Below are 18,940 nucleotides of genomic sequence, written 5' to 3'. Positions count from 1 at the left end.
GGCACCTTCCCTTCTGACATGTTCTCGTCGTATTATACCACATGTCCTTCCCCGTTTTTCCATGAAAGAAATTATCCAAAGGCCTTTCTTTTGTGGTAGGATAATGACGGATTTATTCTTAATGAACATGGATCGAGGAGGACATACTGTGGATAGAGAATTAGCGCTTGAAATTGTCCGGGTAACAGAAGCAGCGGGGATTGCTTCCGCCCAGTGGTTCGGGCGGGGCGAGAAAATCGAGGCTGACGATGCAGCCACCACCGCGATGCGGAACATGTTTGATTCTGTCAGCTGCAACGGTACCGTTGTGATCGGAGAGGGCGAAAAAGATGAGGCTCCGATGCTTTATATCGGTGAAGAAGTCGGCAGTGGTGAAGGGCCGGAAGTTGATATTGCCGTCGATCCGCTGGAGGGGACCAATATCGTTGCCGGTGGGAGAGCCAACGCGATGGCAGTTATTGCTGCTGCAGACCGGGGCACCCTTCTTCACGCGCCGGATATGTATATGGAAAAGATCGTCGTAAGCCCTAAAGCCGCCGGTTTAATAAGAATTGATGATCCCATTGAAAAAACGATTGAAATCACTGCCAAAATGACTAATAAAAGGGTTCGTGATCTGACGGTCATTATCCAGGACCGGGACCGTCACCAGCAACTGATTGACCGTGTCCGGGCGAAAGGGGCGAGGGTGAAATTATTCGGAGACGGGGATGTCGGCGCCTCCATCGCCACCGCCCTTCCGCAGACAGGCATTGATTTATTTGTCGGGACCGGAGGCGCTCCCGAAGGTGTTATTTCCGCTGCCGCCATCAAGGCGCTGGGAGGGGACATGCAGGCAAGGCTTGCACCGCGCAATGATCAGGAATTACAGCGCTGCCGCGACATGGGCATTGACAATATTGATGAGCCCCTTGAACTTCAGGATCTCGTAAAAGGCGACGACGCCATTTTTGCGGCCACCGGGGTATCGTCCGGAGAACTGCTGGAAGGCGTTCGTTTTCTCGGCGGAGGCTGGACCGAGACGGATTCCATCGTGATGCGTGCCAAAACGAGAACGGTACGTTATATTAAAGCACACCATCATCTCGAACATAAACCCCATCTCGTTATGGAAGACGATTGATACCATAACCGGCTGTTGAGGTGAAAGCAGATATTCCCTCTTATACCCGGGCGTCCTTCCGGGTATTTTACTAACAAGGGAGGGAAACTACATGACAAATCGGTACGAAAAAAACCGTGAACGGCATGAATCCGCACAATACAAGGATTTTGACAATGTAGAAGAAGCCAGGGACACGGTACTTCCAGAAACGTTTCCGGAAGGTCCTTACGGGTCCCCGATAGAGAAAAAACCAGGCAAAAGTACACCATGGAAAAAAGGACAGCATGCCGTGAGCGCGTTCACGTATGAAAACAGAAACCTCCATAACGACAATCCACGGCATTACAAGAACAGCCATCCCGTACATTCCGAGACGCAGAAGAAAAAATAAAAGGAGGAGCAGGCCCATACACACACGGGCAGCTCCTCCTTTTATTCACTCTCCTGTTCTTCTTCTTTTACCTGTTTCAGGACAAAATATGCGCATCCAAAATTGCAGAATTCCAGCAGGTAATCGTGGAGTGTGCTGATTTTTGAATCGTATGACACTTTTTTCCGGGAGTCTTCAAAAAAACCGCGGAGCCGCAGTTGATTATGGCCCCAGTCACCGACAATGTAATCGTATTTATTTAACACATCACTGTAACGATCTTTAAAGACCTGTTCATCCCAGCCGTTGCGTGATTCTTCCACCAATTCATAGTTCCGGCCGTGAACCTGAATCACAATTAACACCTCGCTTCATTCGTCCTGTTCATTGTAGCATATCACGCTTTGTCCGCATATTACCGCTAATTCCCATCTTTCTTTGCCTGAATATCAGCCATACTAAAAACAAGACAGGAAAGAGAGAGGAGGAAACATCCTGTGAAAAAAACGGCTGTCTTTGTCATCATATTCTTTTTTCTGCAGGGATGCAGCGGGTTTACCAGCATGGACAAAGAAGATCTGGCTGCTGAATACGGGCCGGACCATGCCCTGGATTATATATCGGACAATAAAGATGATGCTCCTGAAGGCCGCCGCGCGGGTAATTACTACGGCTTCAAACGCAGCGGCAGTACAGATGCAGATCAGGAGGACGACCTATCCATGCATGATCTCATTAACCGGCAGCGTCTGGCAGAAGGTCTCAGTACATTACTCGTGCGGTCTCCGGACGTAAACAAAGCCGGTGTCCTCATTACCAACGAATACGCCCTGGCTGCATTTGAAGCAGGCACGGAGGAACAGGAGCGTGCAGCCAAACATGTTAAAATGATGCTGGAAGCTGCCGTCCCTTATTTTTACGTTACGGTCGTCACGGATAACCCGGCCATGATCGATGACCTGCAGGCTTATAAAGGGATGGATGCCCGGGCCGGCGAAGGGCGTCAGGCGCTGCGGAGCACCATCGACACCATGCTCGATTATACCGAACAGCCAGTCACACCGAAAGAAAAGGCCGCCTCCATACAGGAGCAGCGGCCTTTTTCGTAATTATGCGCGGTATTTATCGGCTTCTTCGAGTACCTGCGCTTCGTTTACCTGTTCATCCGCATGATAGGACGAGCGGACGAGCGGGCCTGCTTCGCAGTGGCTGAATCCTTTTTCCATCGCAATCTCCTTCAGTTCAGCGAATTCTTCAGGAGAATAATAACGCTGTACTTTCAGATGCTTCTTCGTTGGCTGCAGATACTGTCCGATCGTCAGAATATTAACATCATGGGCGCGGAGATCATCCATCGTTTCAATGACCTCTTCTGTTGTCTCACCGAGTCCGACCATCAGGCTTGATTTTGTCGGAATATCGGGGTGCAGTTCCTTAGACTGCTGCAGAAACGTCAGAGTGCGTTCATATGTAGCTCTGGCTCTTACTTTCGGAGTCAGGCGGCGCACCGTTTCCACATTATGATTCAGGATATTCGGGCGCGCTTCCATTAACGTTTCGAGATTTTCCGGACGTCCCATCATATCAGACGGGAGTACTTCGATGGTTGTCGACGGGTTACGGCGGCGGATCGCCCGTACGGTTTCGGCGAATACAGCGGAACCTCCGTCTTTCAGGTCGTCTCTTGCTACAGCGGTGATTACAACGTGGCGCAGCCCCATCTGTTCAACAGATTCAGCGACCCGTTCCGGTTCGCCCCAGTCGAGTTCGTTCGGCAGGCCGGTTTTCACCGCGCAGAAACGGCAGCCCCGTGTGCAGACATCCCCGAGTATCATAAAGGTTGCTGTCTTCCGTTCCCCCCAGCACTCGTGGATATTCGGGCATTTTGCCTCTTCACAGACGGTATGCAGGTTTTTTTCCCGCATCATCTTCTTCAGGCCTTTATAGGATTCATTGGTATTTAATTTTATTTTGAGCCATTCCGGTTTGCGGAGATACTCTTCCGTTTTAGCCAATCTCATCACTCCTGCTTTTCGTTTCGATAGGAAGAACTTACATATAACGACTTTATCCCTTTTACTTTAACATGTCCGGCATGCCGGCGCCAAATTTCTTTTTTTCTTCCAATACTTGGCGATAATGAAAATCTTCATGTTTCACACACTAAAACCAGAAAATACACGAAGAAAGAATGGTTTAAAATGAAAAAATGCATCCTGATTTCATTATTCATCATACTGGCTGCAGTACCCGGCACTGCACTGGCTGAAAATGAAACGGCAGAGGATATTTATGCCGAACGTATGGCGCTGTATAAAAAAATGGAAGCCGTGACCCACGTTCCGTGGTACTGGCTGGCTGGAGCCGATGCCTATGAGAAAGGCATCCGCCGTGCCAGAAATGACCGGGAAGAAGCGAAGGGAGTCATCAATATTTATTTTTCTCCTAAAGAATGGAGCGGACCGCTCAATCCGGAATGGGATGCCGACGATCCGGTCGCCGTTTCCATGTTTGACGGCGCCGGGCTGGACGGCAATGGCAACGGTACCGCTTCACTTTCCGAAGATGCGGATGTGCTGTACACTTTCGCGGACCGCCTGTCCGGGTATGGATATGATGACAACAACATCCGGCAGGCATTATGGGATTATTATAAAAGAGATCAGGCGGTTAATATCATTACAAATCATGCACGGATTTACCGCCGATACGGGACACTCGATCTTGATGATCATGCTTTCCCCGTACCTCTGGGCTATAATTACAGTTATAACAGTACCTGGGGCGATTCCCGCGGCTGGGGGGGACGCCGCATCCATGAAGGAACGGATATCTTCGCCGATCACAGTACACCGGTGCGGGCAACGGCCTACGGGGTCGTGGAATTAAAAGGCTGGAACAAATACGGGGGATGGCGTCTCGGCATCCGGGATCTCTCGAATACGTACCATTACTACGGTCATTTAAGCAGTTATGAAGAAGGTATCGAAAAAGGAGATATCGTTGCTCCCGGGGAAACGATAGGTTATGTCGGCAGTTCCGGGTACGGCAAGCCCGGGACTGAAGGAAAATTCCCCCCGCACCTGCATTACGGCATGTACCGCGACAACGGGTACAGCGAATGGTCGTTTGACCCCTATCCTTCCCTGAAATCATGGGAAAAACAGGAAAAGAAAAAAGCCGCTGATTAAAAAAAGAGCTTGGGACAAAACATTATCAGAGACAAAAAATCCGAACGATTTATGGAAAAAATCGTTCGGATTTTTGTTTTGAAGTGCCGCTGCGTCAAAATAGGTCGCTTTACGCGGGGTCTCGAGACTCGTGCTTTTCCCGCAGGAGACGACCTATTTTGACTCCGCTGGATTACCGTTTTAAGGTTTAACATATCCATATTACTATTCTTTTTTTCTCAGCGGAGGCCGGCCACGGAGACTCCAATGGGGCGAGGACGGGCTGAAGATCCACTTGGTAGACCTTTTGTCTCAGGCCCCTTTTTTATTTCCGTTGTTTGGCCATTTTGCGTGCATATAGAATGCTTGCAATCAGACCGCCCCAGATAATCACCATACCGAGAATCATCATAAATACAGCGCCGCCTGTCATCGCTATCACGCCTCCTTATCCGCTTCGGTTTCCGGATTATACTTCCAGCGGAAGAGGGCCAGAAGGATGCCTATAATCAGGGCACCGGCAGCTACTGACCACCCATTCGTCAGAATAAAGGAATCCGGATAGCCTTCATAGTTTCCATTGCCGGTATCAAACTGCTTCAGCAGATTCTGACGGAACAGGTCGAACATCATATACCCGAGCACAATCGGAGTAATGACGCCGAGACACACTTTCCACCAGCCGCCGACCCGGATATCGGAAATACCGTTGGCGTGGTCCTGGAACATGCCGAGTTTCCGCATAAACCAGGCAATGGCAATAACTTCCACCAGACCAAGCATGGCTACACCAAACTGGTTGATGAAATAATCCGCCGCATCAAGAAAGTAAAGGCCGCCCCGTGTTGCATAAACGAGGGAAATCAAGGCAGCTGCGCCGCCGCCGAACATAACGGCTTTTCCGCGGGAAATATTAAATTTCTCCGACAGTGCTTTGACGTACGTTTCCGTAATCGAAATTAACGACGACAGTCCTGCCAGAACAAGGGAGGCGAAGAACAGAAAGCCGAACAGCCAGCTTAATGCCGGGAACTGATTGATGATCTGTGGAATAACCACAAAAGCCAGACCGATTCCATCACTTGCCACTTCTTCCACCGATGTCCCGGCCTGGGAGGCCATAAAGCCGAGCGCTCCGAAAATACCGATTCCCGCGAGCAGTTCAAAACTCGAGTTGCTGAACCCGGTAATAAAGGCATTGTTCGTAATATCCGATGTCTTCGGCAGATAACTCGAATACGTGATCATAATCGCAAAAGCGATCGACAAACTGAAGAAAATCTGGCCGTAAGCCGCCACCCAGACATCGCCGGACATGATCGCACTGAAGTCGGGTTCAAAGAATGCCTGCAGTCCCTGGGCAGCGCCTGGAAGCGTGACCGCCCGGATAACAATAATGATAAAAATAATGCAGAGCGTCGGAATAAAAATCCTGCTTGCCATTTCAATACCCTTTTTCACTCCGCGGAAAATAACTCCCAGTGTTACCGCCCAGACGATAATCAACGGAATAAGTATTCCCGGGACAAGACCTCCGAACTGACCTGCTTCTGCGGCCTGCAGGAAGTTTTCAAACAGGAATGTTTCGGTATCTTCCCCCCAGTGCAGGTTAAACGAGAAAATGCTGTACGAAACGGCCCAGCCGATGATGACGGAATAGTATGTTGAAATAACAAACGAAACTAACACCATCCACCAGCCGATCCATTCGGATTTCGGATTGATTCTTGCATAACTTAACGGCGCGGATCCGCGGTATTTATGACCTATTGTAAATTCCATAATCAATAGCGGAATACCGGCCGTAAGCAGGGCAAACAAATAAGGGATAAAAAAGGCGCCGCCGCCATTTTCAAACGCTGTCGCCGGAAAACGCCATATGTTTCCGAGTCCCACGGCGGAACCGACAGCTGCCAGAATGAAGCCGGCACGTGTTCCCCACTGCTCTCTCATACTCATGACTATATCTCCTTCCAATATGTTATGAAAAATCCATCATTCAGAAAATTAATCCGAAGAAACTGTCTCTGCCCTCCTCTTCAACTATTGTCTGATAATTCATTGTATTATTGTAATTTTTTCTATGATATTTGTCAAAAATAGTATTCCTTATTCTGACGACTGTTCTTCGAGGTCCGGCTCTTCTGTTTCTTCACCGTTTCCGGGATTATCGAGATCCTCTTCCTGAATCACAGCAGGGGCAGGCATATCGCCGTCACCCGCGTTGTAAAACTCGGGTACTTCTCCTGATACGAACACCATGCCGACCGGTATGGAAGTCGCTACAACAGCCGTTTCTGTGGCAAATGGGATGACTATCCGTACGTCCACTTCAATATCAATCGATACCTGTACATACGTATTGTTGATTCCCGACTCAATGATCGATTCGCTCATCGAGGCCTTCACATCACCAATGGCGCTGAAACGAACCGGCACACGCGGTCCGAGCTGGGCCAGCAGTGCATTGTTGGTAGCCTGCCCCAGAGGGATGACATGAATAATCCCCTCATCGGTAAATCGTTCGGTCTCCAGTTCCTGTTCCACTTCCTGCGGCAGCCCGAGATCCTGGATGTTTCCTTCCTCCACCATCTGCAGATACCGCTGCACCCGCAGTACTGATTCCGACTGAACCCGGTTATACATTTTCGAGTTAATATTAATGGAGCTTACATTCCCCTGGTCATCATGCTCCATTTCAATAATATCTTCTACGTCAATGTTCTCCACAATTTTATTGGAAATCGCATCATTGATGGCCTGTGTGGCCAGTTTCTGCGTTTCTGTATGAGCAATTGCCATTAAGGTCGGCCGAATTCCCTTTTCAACAAGCCACAAGCCCTGCACTGTAAACAACGCAAACAGCACAAAGGAAATAAGAAATACATAGCGGAAAGGGAGCGGTCCTCCTGGCTGCCGTGATATCTTGAAAAATCGTCCCCGTTTTTTCATGGATGTCCCGTCCTCCTTTGCCTGCTTCATGTATATGCAAAAAAAGACAGGTTCAGCCCATGATTTATCGTTTTCTTTCGAGGGTCAAAAAGGTGTGGGGATACCTGTTTTTCTCTTCGACGGCTCCCTCTTTTTCCTCCACGACGCGCCACTCGTGCTCGTCCCATGCGGGGAAATACGTATCACCTCTGAAATGCTCATGAATAATGGTGAGATACATTCTGGATGCCAATGGAAGCGTCTGCTCAAATACACCCTCTCCGCCAATGACAAATAATTCTTCCTCCGGATTCTTTTCTGCGAGAACCTGCAGCTCTTTCAGTGAATGAAGGATGTCACAACCCGGGGCTTCATAAGATGTATCAGAGGTTAATACCACATTTTTTCTTCCGGGAAGGGCTTTTCCTATCGATTCGTATGTTCTGCGGCCCATAATAACCGGGGAACCATAAGTGACCTGCTTGAAATGCTTCAAGTCGTTTGGAAGATGCCACGGCATTGAGCCATCAGCGCCGATTAACCGTTTTTCATCCATCGCAGCGACAAAACTGATCATATCGACACCTCTCCTTTTATGTGAGGATGAGGATCATAGCCCTGCAGCTCAAAGTCATCAATGGTAAAATCAAAGATGGAATCTACTTCCGGATTGATCTTCATTTCCGGCAGCGGACGCGGTGTCCGCCCGAGCTGCTGTTTCACCTGGTCCACATGGTTAAGATAAATGTGAGCATCGCCGAACGTATGAATGAACTCATAAGCTTCTAGTCCGCATACCTGCGCGATCATTTTCGTCAGCAGCGCATAGGACGCAATGTTGAACGGTACACCGAGAAACATATCGGCACTACGCTGGTAGAGCTGGCAGGACAGCTTTCCGTCATGAACGTAAAACTGGAACAGGCAGTGGCACGGGGCAAGAGCCATGTCCTCAATTTCAGCTGCGTTCCATGCACTCACAATCAGACGCCGGGAATCCGGGTTGGTCCGAATCTGTTCGATGACCTGCGAAATCTGGTCCACCGTTTTTCCGTCCGCCCCTTCCCACGAACGCCACTGTTTCCCGTAAATCGGCCCAAGTTCACCGTCTTCTCCGGCCCAGGGTTTCCAGATACGGACATTGTTTTCTTCCAGATACCGGTTGTTCGTATCGCCCTTTAAAAACCAGAGCAATTCATGAATAATCGAACGAAGATGAAGTTTTTTTGTCGTCACGACCGGAAAACCCTCGTCCAGATTAAAACGCATCTGCCACCCGAATGTGCTGATGGTGCCGGTCCCGGTGCGGTCTTCCTTCTGAATGCCGTGATCAAGTATATGCCGGCACAACGTTAAATACTGTTCCATACCTCTTCCGCCTTTCCCAAATATAGTAGATCCTGTGTCGTAACGTGCTGAAGCCGTTGGAATCAGCCGATATCCTGTTCATCATCTTCACATCCGGTAATTGTGATATCCGGATGAGATGTCAGGTCGATATCATATGGAGAGGAAACAGCCCGGCCGTCCTGTTCTACAATTCTTACGACCGGGCGACCCGGCATGTCCTGATTCTGTTTCACAACTACCGCTTTGCCGCCGTTGCTTAAATCCACGGTGACTCCTGCCGGATAGAGTGCTATCACTTTCTGAAATGCCGTCACCATGTCGTAATCAAACAACGTGCCTGCACCGCTGTACAACATCTCAAGCCCTTCGTGGGGCTGCATGGCTTTACGATATACCCGGTGGGATGTCACCGCATCAAACACATCCGCTACTCCCAGAATTTTCGCATATTCATGCATGTCCTGTTCCGAAATTCCTCTGGGATAGCCGCTGCCGTCGAGCCTTTCATGATGCTGCAGAGCGCAGTGGGCGGCAAGAAGAGGGACATTAGGCAGGTCTTTCAATAGATAGTAGCCGTCTTCGGTATGTTTTTTTACAATATCGAATTCCTCATCCGTCAGTTTTCCCGGTTTGTTTAAAATTTCTTCCGGGATCTTCATTTTTCCAACATCATGCAGAATGGCGCCGAGACCGATTTCTCTCAGTGCTTTGTCGGAATATCCGAGTTCCACCGCCAGTCGAAGCGCATAAACCGTGACCTGCAGGGAATGTGTGAAAATGTACGAATCATAAAGCATCACATCGGAAAGAAGAGTAACAGCTTCATTATGGCTTTTTACGTCATTAAGCACCATATCCACAATATTGGAAAAAGCTTTGCTTAGATTTTCTCCTTGAAAGGTGCCGGCGAGGTTTTCCTCTTTTCCGATCATTTTAAATTCTTCTTTCATGGTCTGCAGTGCTTTTATCCGTGTCTCATCCCGAAGCGGCTGCATGATTTCAATGTCATCTGTGACGGGGTCTTTTACATACACATATGTAATTCCCTTTGCTTTTAACTGTTTTATGAGGCCTGCAGATAATTCAACACCCTGATTCAGAAGTATTTTTCCCTCGTCATTTAACAGGGCTTTTCCTAGTTTCTCTCCTTGATCCAGAGCGTCAACCCGTTTGACTCTCATTCCCGTGTCACTCCTTTTCCTCCCCGTCTGCTTTCCTGATTAACTGCTCCGGAAATTTCTCTTTTTTCAGAGATGCTGCCAGCACATCCCGCATCATTTCCGGCATGTAGTACTGTTTCGGACCGCATTGAGAAAGACCCGGGAATAACGGGCCGAACGTAAACATATCGGCTGTGGCCAGCTGATACGTACGTTTGGAATCCAGCTTTCTGCCGTGAATCAGAATATCTCTAATCTGCGGCTGGGCCCCGGTAGTTTCCCAGACCAGTTCCAGGCCGGAAAAAGCCATCCTTCCCAGTATTTCCCCGCGGAATCCCAGTCCTCTCACCGGTAGATGGAGCATTTTCTCCGTGAAAGCAGCGAGAATTGTTTCTTTCAATACAGCTCCAGGTACCGGCAGGACGCAGGGATTGATCGGATGCGGGCAGAGACGGTGCAGGTCTTTTCTTCTGACCGTACCGGCCGGGAGGGATTCCAGAAGAAGGCCGGAGTTAACCATGGATATTTCTGCACTGCACCATTCTCTCAAACCTTCTGCCATAAAGTCGGCAAACGGGGAGGCCTCTGTCCATGAAACAGGCATCGGTTCTGTAATGGAAGCGACAGCCGCGTCCATCGTGATACCCGCTTCTTCTTTCAACTCATAAAGGAGCCGGTCCGTTGCAGGATCCGGTTCTTCATTACTGATATCGACCGCAGCTCCTTCTTTTTTGACTAGCTTTTTGCTTTGCTTATCGAACTCCAGTTTCACCTGCCCGGCATAATACCCATTCTTGCCGCATTGGGCGATTAATGTATCGTTCAGCAGAATGGATGTTTTCAAAAGGTGATGAGTATGTGCGCCGAGAATCACATCAATATCTGAATAGGAGCGGGCAATCTCTTCATCCTGGGGATACCCGAGATGGGACAGAAGAACAACAGCATCGGCCTGTTTACTCACTTCTGATGCCAGAGCAGGCAGAATATCGGCCGGATCACGAACATCCCAGCCGAGTTCCCGGTAAAACGGATAAAACGGCACTGTCATTCCAATCAGACCGATTCGTATGCCTTCTTTCGTTTTGACAATATCATAGGGTCTTGCCCAGGAAGGAAGTCGGCCATTCTCATCAAACAGATTGGCGAGAAGCACCTTAAATTCCGCTTCTTCATATAAAGACTCTAATTCCTTTTTGGACAGTGTGATCCCTTCATTGTTGCCAATCGATGCATACTGAATGCCGCCCTGGTTAAGCAGGGTGACGTTGCCCTTTCCCCGGGTAGCTTCCGTAACAGGGTGAACCCGGTCGGCATGATCGCCGAGATCCATAAACAGGGACGTTTCGTCTTTTTTTTCATGGAACCGGCCGCGCTGCTTCATATAGGATACTGCGGCGGGCCATTGTTCCAGGTTACTGTGCAGATCATTCGTGTGGTATAAGTAAATGGGTAGCAAAGAAGACAATAACGCGCACCGCCTTTTTCTGTAACTGCAGGAGCGTTTTACATACCGGCTGCTCCCTGCCATATAAGCCGTATCCCGATAATAATCAGAAAAATCCGGAGAATGAAAACAAGCGTATCACTTTTCAGACGCTGATTGACAGCTGCCCCGATTTTCGCGCCGAACCAGGCCCCCGGTATGAGCGCCAGCGCATAGAGCCACTCTACATTTCCCAGCGCTACATGAGAAACGGAACTGATCAGTGCGGATAAAAGGACCAGAAACATCGACGTCGCCACGGCAGTGTGGGGAGGGAATCCAAAAAGCAGGATCATGGCCGGCACCATGAGCGAACCGCCGCCAATACCAAACAGGCCCGAGCACATCCCTACCACAAACGCAATGACAATCCCTGTAACCGGTTGAAAGCCGTACGCCACTTCGTTTCCTGCTGGATCGATGTATGACCTCTTGATTCCTTTCCCTCTGACTTTCAGGGAAGGGAGTCTATGGCGGATAAGCAGGATACAGGATACAAAAATCATGAAAATGCCAAACCAGATAAGGAACGGATCTGTTTGCATATCTTTATTCAACCAGACACCTGCTAATGCTCCAGGGCCGCTTCCTGCAATAAACACCGCTCCTGCTACATAATCGACTGTTTTCTGTTTCATGTAAGCAAGCGTCGACGAGAGGCCGGTAAAAATCATGATAAGCAGAGACGTGCCGACTGCTGTCTGCGGAGTTATATGTGAAAAAAATCCGTGTATGCTGCTGTAGACCATTAATGCCGGTACGACTATAATACCGCCCCCAAGGCCCATCAGGCTTCCCAGCATACCAGCCGTCAAACCTGTCAGCACCAATAGAATCCATACCATACGGAACCTCTTTTCTCTGCCTTGAGGCAGTCTCCTTCCATTAGTAAAACCTATTATCCCATTTTACTATGACTGCATATCATCAAACAATGAAATTTGTTGCGGAGAGAGCCCGTCGTATGATATCCCGGCCATGTCCAGAAAGGTTTTCGCATTCGGCCCGGCGTGCCGTCCTGAATTATTATTAAAAATGAAATAGATCGTATCCGTTTCCTTTTCCAGATATTGCAATCTTTCATGCCATGTTTTCAGCTCTTGATAAGAATAATTGTACAGATACCGGACGCGGCGCCAGTTTTCCCCCTGCACCGGGCGTTTCCACGCTTCCTTGTTACGTCCGTGCAGACGTACCAGCGTTTTTTCCGCATCCGTCGGCCGCAGCACAAGCGGCACCGATCCTTCTTCAATCTGCGGCTCGTCACAGATGCTGTGGATCCACTCTTCCTCCTTCATGAAGGAAAGCGTTTTTTCTTTCCACTCTTCGTTAAACCAGGATTGATGCCGGAATTCAAGCGCACACGGGAAATCCGCCAGCTTTTCACGGACATAACGAAGATAGGCGACATTTTCTTTATTGCATTCAAACCAGGGCGGGAACTGACAGAGCACCATGGCCAGCTTCCCTGCCTGCTGAAGCGGCGCAAGCGATGCGGTAAACGCATCAAACATGTCTTTTTTCGATGAAAAGGGAATGTCTCCCCGCTCATGTCCTGTTATCCCCTGATACGCTTTCACAATAAACGAAAATCGCTCCGGCGTCTGCCGCATCCACTTCTCATAATTTTTTACCGGCTGCACCGCGTAAAAGGATGCATCGACCTCCACAACCGGGAAATGTGAGCTGTATTCCTCCAGTTTTTCCTGCTGACGGATGCCCGGGGGATACAGTAGATCATGATCGCCCCACCCTGTTAAACCTGTAAGAATCATGCCTCTCTCTCCTTATGTATCGTTTGCATGGAAAAAAGCGAACCCATGAACAGGGTCCGCTTTTTGGCAGTGTTCCAGTTTTAGCCGATGGAGCCTTCCATTTCGAAACGGATAAGACGGTTCATTTCGACCGCATATTCCATCGGAAGCTCTTTCGTGAATGGTTCGATGAAGCCCATCACTATCATTTCCACCGCTTCTTCTTCGGAGATGCCGCGGCTCATCAGGTAGAAAAGCTGTTCTTCTGACACTTTGGAAACCGTGGCTTCATGTTCAAGCGCGATGTTATTGTTCATGATCTCGTTATACGGAATGGTGTCTGACGTAGACTCATTGTCCATGATCAGCGTATCGCATTCCACTTTCGACTTGGAACCTTCCGCTTTCCGTCCGAAGTGGGCGATACCGCGGTACGTCACCTTACCTCCGTGTTTGGAGATCGACTTCGAAACGATGGTGGAAGAGCAGTTCGGTGCCAGGTGCATCACTTTCGCGCCTGCGTCCTGATGCTGGTTTTTACCTGCGATGGCGATGGAAAGGATGGTTCCTTTCGCACCTTCCCCGCGCATCAGAACCGACGGATATTTCATTGTGAGTTTGGAACCGATGTTGCCGTCGACCCATTCCATGGTCGCGCCGGCATCTGCGGTCGCACGCTTTGTCACAAGGTTGTATACGTTCGGCGCCCAGTTCTGGATCGTTGTGTAACGGCAGTAGGCGTTACGTTTTACTGAAATCTCAACGACTGCGCTGTGAAGGGAATCCGTGTTGTATACCGGAGCCGTGCAGCCTTCCACATAGTGAACCGAGCTGTCTTCGTCGGCAATAATGAGGGTCCGCTCAAACTGCCCCATGCTTTCCGAATTAATACGGAAATAAGCCTGCAACGGCGTTTCGGTCTTCACCCCTTTTGGAACGTAGATGAAGGATCCGCCGGACCAAACCGCGGAGTTCAGGGCCGCGAATTTGTTGTCGGACGGAGGAATGACTTTACCGAAGTGTTCTCTGAAAAGATCTTCATTTTCTTTCAGAGCTGTATCGGTATCTTTAAATACAATGCCCATTTCCTCCAGGTCTTCCTGAAGGTTATGATAAACCACTTCCGATTCATACTGCGCCGAAACACCGGCAAGATATTTCTGCTCAGCTTCCGGGATACCGAGTTTATCAAAAGTGTTTTTGATTTCTTCCGGTACTTCATCCCAGGATGTTTCCGAACGTTCGGAAGGTTTCACATAATACGTGATATCGTCAAAGTCAAGACCCGACAGGTCACCGCCCCACTGCGGTGTCGGCATCTTATAGAACTGTTCCAGTGCTTTCAGACGGAAGTCCAGCATCCACTGCGGTTCTTCTTTCATGTTGGATATTTCACGAACAACGTTTTCCGTCAGTCCCCGTTCGGAACGGAAAACCGATACGTCTTTATCATGAAACCCGTACTGGTACTCTTCCATTTCCGGCATTTGCTTAGCCATTATTGAATGACCTCCTTTTAGGAAAATCCAGAGAATTTTTCAATCTTCTGCCGCTGTACAAGGGTTATCGGGGTCTTCCTTCCATTATAGGGGGTTTTCCCCCCTAAAAAAAAGGTGTATGGCTGTTTTTCCTGCAAATTAATTCGTTTCTTCCTCTTCCTCTTCTTCATCGAGACCTTTTTCCATGGCCTTCCATGCAAGTGTAGCACATTTAATTCGTGCAGGAAACTTCGTGACCCCCTGCAGGGCTTCTATATCGCCAAGGTCAAATTTTTCGTCATCGTAATCCTCACCCTGCATCATCTGCGAGAAAATATTCGACATATCGAGGGCTTCCTCCACCGTCCGGCCTTTCACAGCTTCTGTCATCATGGAGGCTGAAGAAAGGCTGATCGAACAACCTTCCCCGACGAATTTCGCATCTGAAATCTTATTATCTTCCACTTTCAGCTGCAGCTGGATCCGATCGCCGCAGGTCGGATTATTCATATTGACATGGAGGGTCTCCCCTTCCAAGTCCCCTTTATTCCGGGGATTTTTATAATGGTCCATGATGACCTGGCGGTAAAGAGTATCGAGATTGCTATGCAAAGACATCACCAAAATACTCCTTTGTTTTTATTAAACCTTCCGTGAGGGCATCGATATCTTCTTTTGTATTGTAAATATAGAAGCTTGCCCTTGCCGTTGCCACGACATCCAGCCATTTCATCAGTGGCTGGGCGCAGTGGTGTCCGGCACGGACCGCGATACCCTCGGCATCAAGAACGGTAGCCGCGTCATGAGGATGCACTTCATCCACATTAAACGTTACAAGCGCCGCCCGTTTTTCTGGGCCGTACATATGAATACCGTCCACTTTTTTCAGATTATCCAGCGCATACTGCGCCAGCTCTGCTTCATGGGCTTCGATATTTCCCATTCCGATATCTTCCAGAAAATCGATGGCGGCTCCAAGACCGATCGCCCCCGCGATAATAGGAGTCCCGCCTTCAAACTTCCACGGGATTTCTTTCCAGGTGGAGTCATAGAGGTCTACAAAGTCAATCATTTCCCCTCCGAACTCGACCGGCTCCATTTTTTCCAGTAGACGCTTCTTACCATAGAGCACGCCGATACCTGTCGGTCCGCCCATTTTATGACCGGAAAATGCAAAGAAGTCGCAGTCCAGTTCCTGAACGTCCACCTTCATATGCGGCACGCTCTGCGCACCATCTACAACAGTCACAGCATCATGTTGATGCGCAATCTGCGTAATTTCTTTGATCGGATTAATCGTTCCAAGTACGTTGGAAACGTGCGTAACGGCTACAATTTTTGTGTTGGACGTGATCGTACGGCGGACATCTTCCAGCGACAGCGTACCGTCTTCCTGCATCGGCACATACTTCAGAGATGCCCCTGTCGCTTTGGCCGCCTGCTGCCAAGGAATGATGTTGCTGTGATGCTCCATCGGCGTCAACACAATTTCATCGCCTTCCTGAAGCGCCGTCCGCCCGTAGCTGTAGGCAACGGTGTTGATAGCTGTGGTCGTTCCACGTGTAAAAATGATTTCACGGGTGCTTGGAGCGTGGATGAAGGAACGCACCTTCTCCCTTGCTCCTTCATAACCGTCTGTTGCCAGGCTTCCAAGGGTATGAACACCGCGGTGCACATTGGAATTATAGCGGCGGTAATAATCTTCCACCGCTTCAATCACCTTATTCGGTTTCTGGGAGGTTGCGGCGCTGTCCAGGTAGACGAGCGGACTTCCGTTAACCTCCTGATGCAGGATAGGAAATTGTTCTCTGATTTCCTTTACATCCATCAATACACTTTCCTTTCAATTACTTCCGTCAGACGTTCTTTGACAGCCTGAATGGGAAGTTCATTGACAACAGGGGCGAGGAAACCATGAATAATCAGTCGTTCCGCCTCTGTTCTCGAAATACCGCGGCTCATCATATAGAACATCTGCATCGGATCGACGCGGCCGACGGATGCAGCGTGCCCTGCTGTCACATCGTCCTCGTCAATCAACAGAATCGGGTTGGCGTCGCCTCGTGCGCGCTCGCTCAACATCAGCACCCGTTCAGTCTGCTGTCCGTCTGCTTTTGTGCCTCCGTGTTTGATTTGTGTTACCCCGTTAAAGATCGAGGAGGCATGATCCTTCATTACACCATGGGTCAAAATATGACCGGTGGAATGTTTACCGTAATGAATGATGTTGGTCCAGAAGTTCTGGCTCTGGTCTCCGGTCCCGATCGATACAGCTTTCGTATCCGCATGGGAACCGTCTCCCTGAAGAATCGTTGTATTATCGGAAACGGTATTTCCTTCGTTCATCTGGCCGATCGCCCACTCCAGGTAACCGTCTTTTTCGACACGGCCGCGGCGGTTTACATACGTGGTGACCCCTTTTTCAAAATGATCCACGGCACCGTAGGAAACTTTCGCATTCTGTCCGGTATAGACTTCGGAAATCACGTTGGCCACTGCCGACTGTTCTCTGTTAAAGGAAGCATAGTTTTCCAGGTACGTGACCTGACTGTTGTCTTCCGCAGCGATAATGACATGATTAAAGAGGCCGACTTCCGGATCCTCCTGCCAGTAAATCGTCTGGAGAGGCGCTTCGACGGTAACGTTTTTCGGAACGTAAATAAAGGTGCCGCCGTTCAGCAGTGCTATGTGCAGTGCAGTCAGACGATGTTCATCGACATCTACGGCACTGCCCATAAAATACTTTTTCAAGAGATCACTGTGATCTCTCGCCGCTGTTTCTATATCGAGAAACAGAACGCCCTGTTCCGCCAAATGATCGCTTTCGGTGCGGTAGATCGGCTTACCGTCCCGGAACACAATCAGGTTCTGCTCTTCGGTGCTGCGGTCAATTAATTTCTGAACATCTTCATGAAGGTCATCCACCGAGTCAAGCGAAGACACTTCACCGGGATCGTGTTTGAATTCAGTAAAGTTCCACGTTTTTATATTGGTCTTTTCAGGCTTTGGAAGTTCCAGCTCATCCGCCAGACGGATGGCGGCAAGACGCTGCTCCGTAAGCCACTTGGGCTCCCCGCGTTTTTGGGAGTATTCTTTTACGTAATTTTCATCGTACGTCCATTTCGTATCCACTGACATTCTATTACCTCCCTCGCGATTACGCCTGCTCGCCGACTTTTTCGTCTTCAATGCCGAGTTCTTCTTTAATCCAGTCGTACCCTTCGTCTTCCAGACGCTGTGCCAGTTCCGCGCCACCGGACTTCACTACACGCCCCTGCATCATGACATGGACTTTATCCGGAGTGATGTAGTTCAACAAACGCTGGTAGTGAGTAATGATCAGACATCCAAAATCCGGTGATTTCATGCTGTTGATCCCTTTGGATACAACTTTCAGGGCATCAATGTCGAGACCGGAGTCAATTTCGTCCAGAATCGCGATCCGCGGCTCAAGCATAAGCAGCTGCAGAATTTCATTCCGCTTCTTTTCCCCGCCGGAAAAGCCTTCGTTCAGGTAACGCTGGGAAAAGGACTGATCGATTTCGAGTTCATCCATTTTGTTATCCATCTTGCGGATAAACTTCATCAGCGAAATTTCATCGCCTTCTTCACGACCGGAATTAATAGCCGAGCGCATGAAATCGGAGTTTGTAACACCGCTGATTTCGCTTGGATACTGCATGGCAAGAAACATTCCTGCATGGGCACGCTCGTCCACTTCCATCTCGAGGACGTCTTTGCCATCCAGGTGAACGCTTCCCTGGGTGATTTCATATCTTGGGTGGCCCATGATCGCGGAAGCGAGCGTGGATTTACCCGTACCGTTCGGCCCCATGATTGCATGAATCTCGCCGCCGTTTATTTCCAAATCCAGTCCTTTGATAATTTCCGAGCCATCAATTTCCACATGTAGATTTTGAATCTTCAAGGTTGATCCTGCCATCTGAAATACCTCCATCATATCAATATTAAAGGAACATCCAGGTTCCTTTATGATTCTCAATTTATTCTCATTATTAGTTTAAAACAAATTCAAATAGAGTTCAAGAAACTCGAACAGACCGCCTGCTCATAAGAAAAGGGAGCCGCCTCCTTCAGGCTCAGCCCCCCTTAACCACTCACTTTTTATTGTAACA

General features: G+C 49.1%; 20 protein-coding genes. 4 read left to right on the top strand and 16 right to left on the bottom strand.

What is annotated here, in order from left to right; genetic code table 11:
* The first annotated feature begins 148 nt into the window (after nt 1–148).
* Nucleotides 149–1,123: a class II fructose-bisphosphatase gene (glpX, locus tag ACW9JV_RS04540; protein WP_457331796.1), complete on the top strand. Its 975-nt coding sequence runs from the start codon at nt 149–151 to the stop codon at nt 1,121–1,123.
* A gap of 91 nt (nt 1,124–1,214) precedes the next feature.
* The gene (locus tag ACW9JV_RS04535) at nt 1,215–1,496 is read left to right on the top strand and encodes a hypothetical protein (protein WP_457331794.1); all 282 of its coding nucleotides are present in this window, start codon (nt 1,215–1,217) and stop codon (nt 1,494–1,496) included.
* Nucleotides 1,497–1,537: 41 nt separating this feature from the next.
* Here the strand turns inward: ACW9JV_RS04535 and ACW9JV_RS04530 are convergent, their stop codons facing one another.
* A complete protein-coding gene (locus tag ACW9JV_RS04530; RefSeq protein WP_457334571.1) occupies nt 1,538–1,831 on the bottom strand; it encodes a YutD family protein in 294 nt (97 codons plus the stop codon).
* Between the two features lie 141 nt (nt 1,832–1,972).
* Here ACW9JV_RS04530 and ACW9JV_RS04525 point away from each other — a divergent pair, with 141 nt between their 5' ends.
* Nucleotides 1,973–2,584, top strand: coding sequence for a YhcN/YlaJ family sporulation lipoprotein (locus ACW9JV_RS04525; RefSeq protein ID WP_457331792.1), 612 nt, complete (start codon nt 1,973–1,975; stop codon nt 2,582–2,584).
* Here ACW9JV_RS04525 and lipA read toward each other — a convergent pair whose 3' ends face one another.
* On the bottom strand, nt 2,585–3,490 hold the full coding sequence (gene lipA / locus ACW9JV_RS04520) for a lipoyl synthase (RefSeq protein ID WP_457331790.1): 906 nt from the start codon (nt 3,488–3,490) through the stop codon (nt 2,585–2,587).
* A 186-nt stretch (nt 3,491–3,676) separates the two neighbouring features.
* Between lipA and ACW9JV_RS04515 the strand changes: the two genes are divergently transcribed.
* Nucleotides 3,677–4,666: a M23 family metallopeptidase gene (locus tag ACW9JV_RS04515; protein ID WP_457331788.1), complete on the top strand. Its 990-nt coding sequence runs from the start codon at nt 3,677–3,679 to the stop codon at nt 4,664–4,666.
* A 304-nt stretch (nt 4,667–4,970) separates the two neighbouring features.
* Here ACW9JV_RS04515 and ACW9JV_RS04510 read toward each other — a convergent pair whose 3' ends face one another.
* The 14 genes from ACW9JV_RS04510 to sufC all read right to left on the bottom strand — a co-directional run bounded on the left by ACW9JV_RS04510 (nt 4,971) and on the right by sufC (nt 18,747).
* On the bottom strand, nt 4,971–5,078 hold the full coding sequence (locus ACW9JV_RS04510; protein ID WP_457331785.1) for a methionine/alanine import family NSS transporter small subunit: 108 nt from the start codon (nt 5,076–5,078) through the stop codon (nt 4,971–4,973).
* A 5-nt stretch (nt 5,079–5,083) separates the two neighbouring features.
* Nucleotides 5,084–6,604 (bottom strand): sodium-dependent transporter, encoded by a 1,521-nt coding sequence (locus tag ACW9JV_RS04505; RefSeq protein ID WP_457331783.1) that lies wholly within the window; start codon nt 6,602–6,604, stop codon nt 5,084–5,086.
* A gap of 150 nt (nt 6,605–6,754) precedes the next feature.
* Nucleotides 6,755–7,597, bottom strand: coding sequence for a sporulation protein YunB (gene yunB, locus ACW9JV_RS04500; RefSeq protein ID WP_457331781.1), 843 nt, complete (start codon nt 7,595–7,597; stop codon nt 6,755–6,757).
* A gap of 64 nt (nt 7,598–7,661) precedes the next feature.
* Nucleotides 7,662–8,153 carry a dihydrofolate reductase gene (locus ACW9JV_RS04495; RefSeq protein ID WP_457331779.1) on the bottom strand — a complete coding sequence of 164 codons (492 nt, stop codon included), beginning with the start codon at nt 8,151–8,153 and terminating at the stop codon, nt 7,662–7,664.
* Nucleotides 8,150–8,944: a thymidylate synthase gene (locus ACW9JV_RS04490; protein WP_457331777.1), complete on the bottom strand. Its 795-nt coding sequence runs from the start codon at nt 8,942–8,944 to the stop codon at nt 8,150–8,152. Before ACW9JV_RS04490 ends, ACW9JV_RS04495 begins: the two co-directional genes overlap by 4 nt.
* A 62-nt stretch (nt 8,945–9,006) precedes the next feature.
* The gene (locus ACW9JV_RS04485) at nt 9,007–10,107 is read right to left on the bottom strand and encodes an HD-GYP domain-containing protein (protein ID WP_457331775.1); all 1,101 of its coding nucleotides are present in this window, start codon (nt 10,105–10,107) and stop codon (nt 9,007–9,009) included.
* A 7-nt stretch (nt 10,108–10,114) separates the two neighbouring features.
* Entirely contained in the window at nt 10,115–11,554 is a 1,440-nt protein-coding gene (locus tag ACW9JV_RS04480; RefSeq protein ID WP_457331773.1) for a bifunctional metallophosphatase/5'-nucleotidase, read from the bottom strand.
* Nucleotides 11,555–11,592: 38 nt separating this feature from the next.
* Nucleotides 11,593–12,417, bottom strand: a complete 825-nt coding sequence (locus tag ACW9JV_RS04475) for a sulfite exporter TauE/SafE family protein (protein WP_457331771.1) — start codon at nt 12,415–12,417, stop codon at nt 11,593–11,595.
* A gap of 66 nt (nt 12,418–12,483) precedes the next feature.
* Complete coding sequence (locus tag ACW9JV_RS04470; protein WP_457331769.1) at nt 12,484–13,347, bottom strand: DUF72 domain-containing protein; 864 nt, start codon at nt 13,345–13,347, stop codon at nt 12,484–12,486.
* Between the two features lie 80 nt (nt 13,348–13,427).
* Nucleotides 13,428–14,825: a Fe-S cluster assembly protein SufB gene (sufB, locus tag ACW9JV_RS04465; protein WP_457331767.1), complete on the bottom strand. Its 1,398-nt coding sequence runs from the start codon at nt 14,823–14,825 to the stop codon at nt 13,428–13,430.
* A gap of 138 nt (nt 14,826–14,963) precedes the next feature.
* Nucleotides 14,964–15,422, bottom strand: a complete 459-nt coding sequence (gene sufU, locus ACW9JV_RS04460) for a Fe-S cluster assembly sulfur transfer protein SufU (protein WP_457334569.1) — start codon at nt 15,420–15,422, stop codon at nt 14,964–14,966.
* Nucleotides 15,409–16,632, bottom strand: a complete 1,224-nt coding sequence (locus tag ACW9JV_RS04455) for a cysteine desulfurase (RefSeq protein ID WP_457331765.1) — start codon at nt 16,630–16,632, stop codon at nt 15,409–15,411. The genes sufU and ACW9JV_RS04455 overlap by 14 nt, the downstream gene beginning before the upstream one ends.
* Nucleotides 16,632–17,942, bottom strand: a complete 1,311-nt coding sequence (gene sufD, locus ACW9JV_RS04450) for a Fe-S cluster assembly protein SufD (RefSeq protein WP_457331763.1) — start codon at nt 17,940–17,942, stop codon at nt 16,632–16,634. Before sufD ends, ACW9JV_RS04455 begins: the two co-directional genes overlap by 1 nt.
* Nucleotides 17,943–17,961: 19 nt before the next feature.
* The gene (gene sufC, locus ACW9JV_RS04445; RefSeq protein WP_457331761.1) at nt 17,962–18,747 is read right to left on the bottom strand and encodes a Fe-S cluster assembly ATPase SufC; all 786 of its coding nucleotides are present in this window, start codon (nt 18,745–18,747) and stop codon (nt 17,962–17,964) included.
* Between the last annotated feature and the right edge of the window lie 193 nt (nt 18,748–18,940).

It is taken from the genome of Salibacterium sp. K-3 (genome assembly GCF_054052005.1).
Note: the sequence above shows the minus strand (reverse complement) of the source record. Positions and strands in the feature narration are given on the sequence as shown.

What these genes read in the sequence shown, in the direction of transcription:
- ACW9JV_RS04535 (WP_457331794.1), top strand. Translation starts at nt 1,215, where the DNA reads ATGACAAATCGGTACGAAAAAAACCGTGAACGGCATGAATCCGCACAA.
- ACW9JV_RS04515 (WP_457331788.1), top strand. Translation starts at nt 3,677, where the DNA reads ATGAAAAAATGCATCCTGATTTCATTATTCATCATACTGGCTGCAGTA.
- ACW9JV_RS04510 (WP_457331785.1), bottom strand. Translation starts at nt 5,078, where the DNA reads ATGACAGGCGGCGCTGTATTTATGATGATTCTCGGTATGGTGATTATC.
- ACW9JV_RS04505 (WP_457331783.1), bottom strand. Translation starts at nt 6,604, where the DNA reads ATGAGTATGAGAGAGCAGTGGGGAACACGTGCCGGCTTCATTCTGGCA.
- yunB (WP_457331781.1), bottom strand. Translation starts at nt 7,597, where the DNA reads ATGAAAAAACGGGGACGATTTTTCAAGATATCACGGCAGCCAGGAGGA.
- ACW9JV_RS04495 (WP_457331779.1), bottom strand. Translation starts at nt 8,153, where the DNA reads ATGATCAGTTTTGTCGCTGCGATGGATGAAAAACGGTTAATCGGCGCT.
- ACW9JV_RS04490 (WP_457331777.1), bottom strand. Translation starts at nt 8,944, where the DNA reads ATGGAACAGTATTTAACGTTGTGCCGGCATATACTTGATCACGGCATT.
- ACW9JV_RS04485 (WP_457331775.1), bottom strand. Translation starts at nt 10,107, where the DNA reads ATGAGAGTCAAACGGGTTGACGCTCTGGATCAAGGAGAGAAACTAGGA.
- ACW9JV_RS04475 (WP_457331771.1), bottom strand. Translation starts at nt 12,417, where the DNA reads ATGGTATGGATTCTATTGGTGCTGACAGGTTTGACGGCTGGTATGCTG.
- ACW9JV_RS04470 (WP_457331769.1), bottom strand. Translation starts at nt 13,347, where the DNA reads ATGATTCTTACAGGTTTAACAGGGTGGGGCGATCATGATCTACTGTAT.
- sufB (WP_457331767.1), bottom strand. Translation starts at nt 14,825, where the DNA reads ATGGCTAAGCAAATGCCGGAAATGGAAGAGTACCAGTACGGGTTTCAT.
- sufU (WP_457334569.1), bottom strand. Translation starts at nt 15,422, where the DNA reads ATGTCTTTGCATAGCAATCTCGATACTCTTTACCGCCAGGTCATCATG.
- ACW9JV_RS04455 (WP_457331765.1), bottom strand. Translation starts at nt 16,632, where the DNA reads ATGGATGTAAAGGAAATCAGAGAACAATTTCCTATCCTGCATCAGGAG.
- sufD (WP_457331763.1), bottom strand. Translation starts at nt 17,942, where the DNA reads ATGTCAGTGGATACGAAATGGACGTACGATGAAAATTACGTAAAAGAA.
- sufC (WP_457331761.1), bottom strand. Translation starts at nt 18,747, where the DNA reads ATGGCAGGATCAACCTTGAAGATTCAAAATCTACATGTGGAAATTGAT.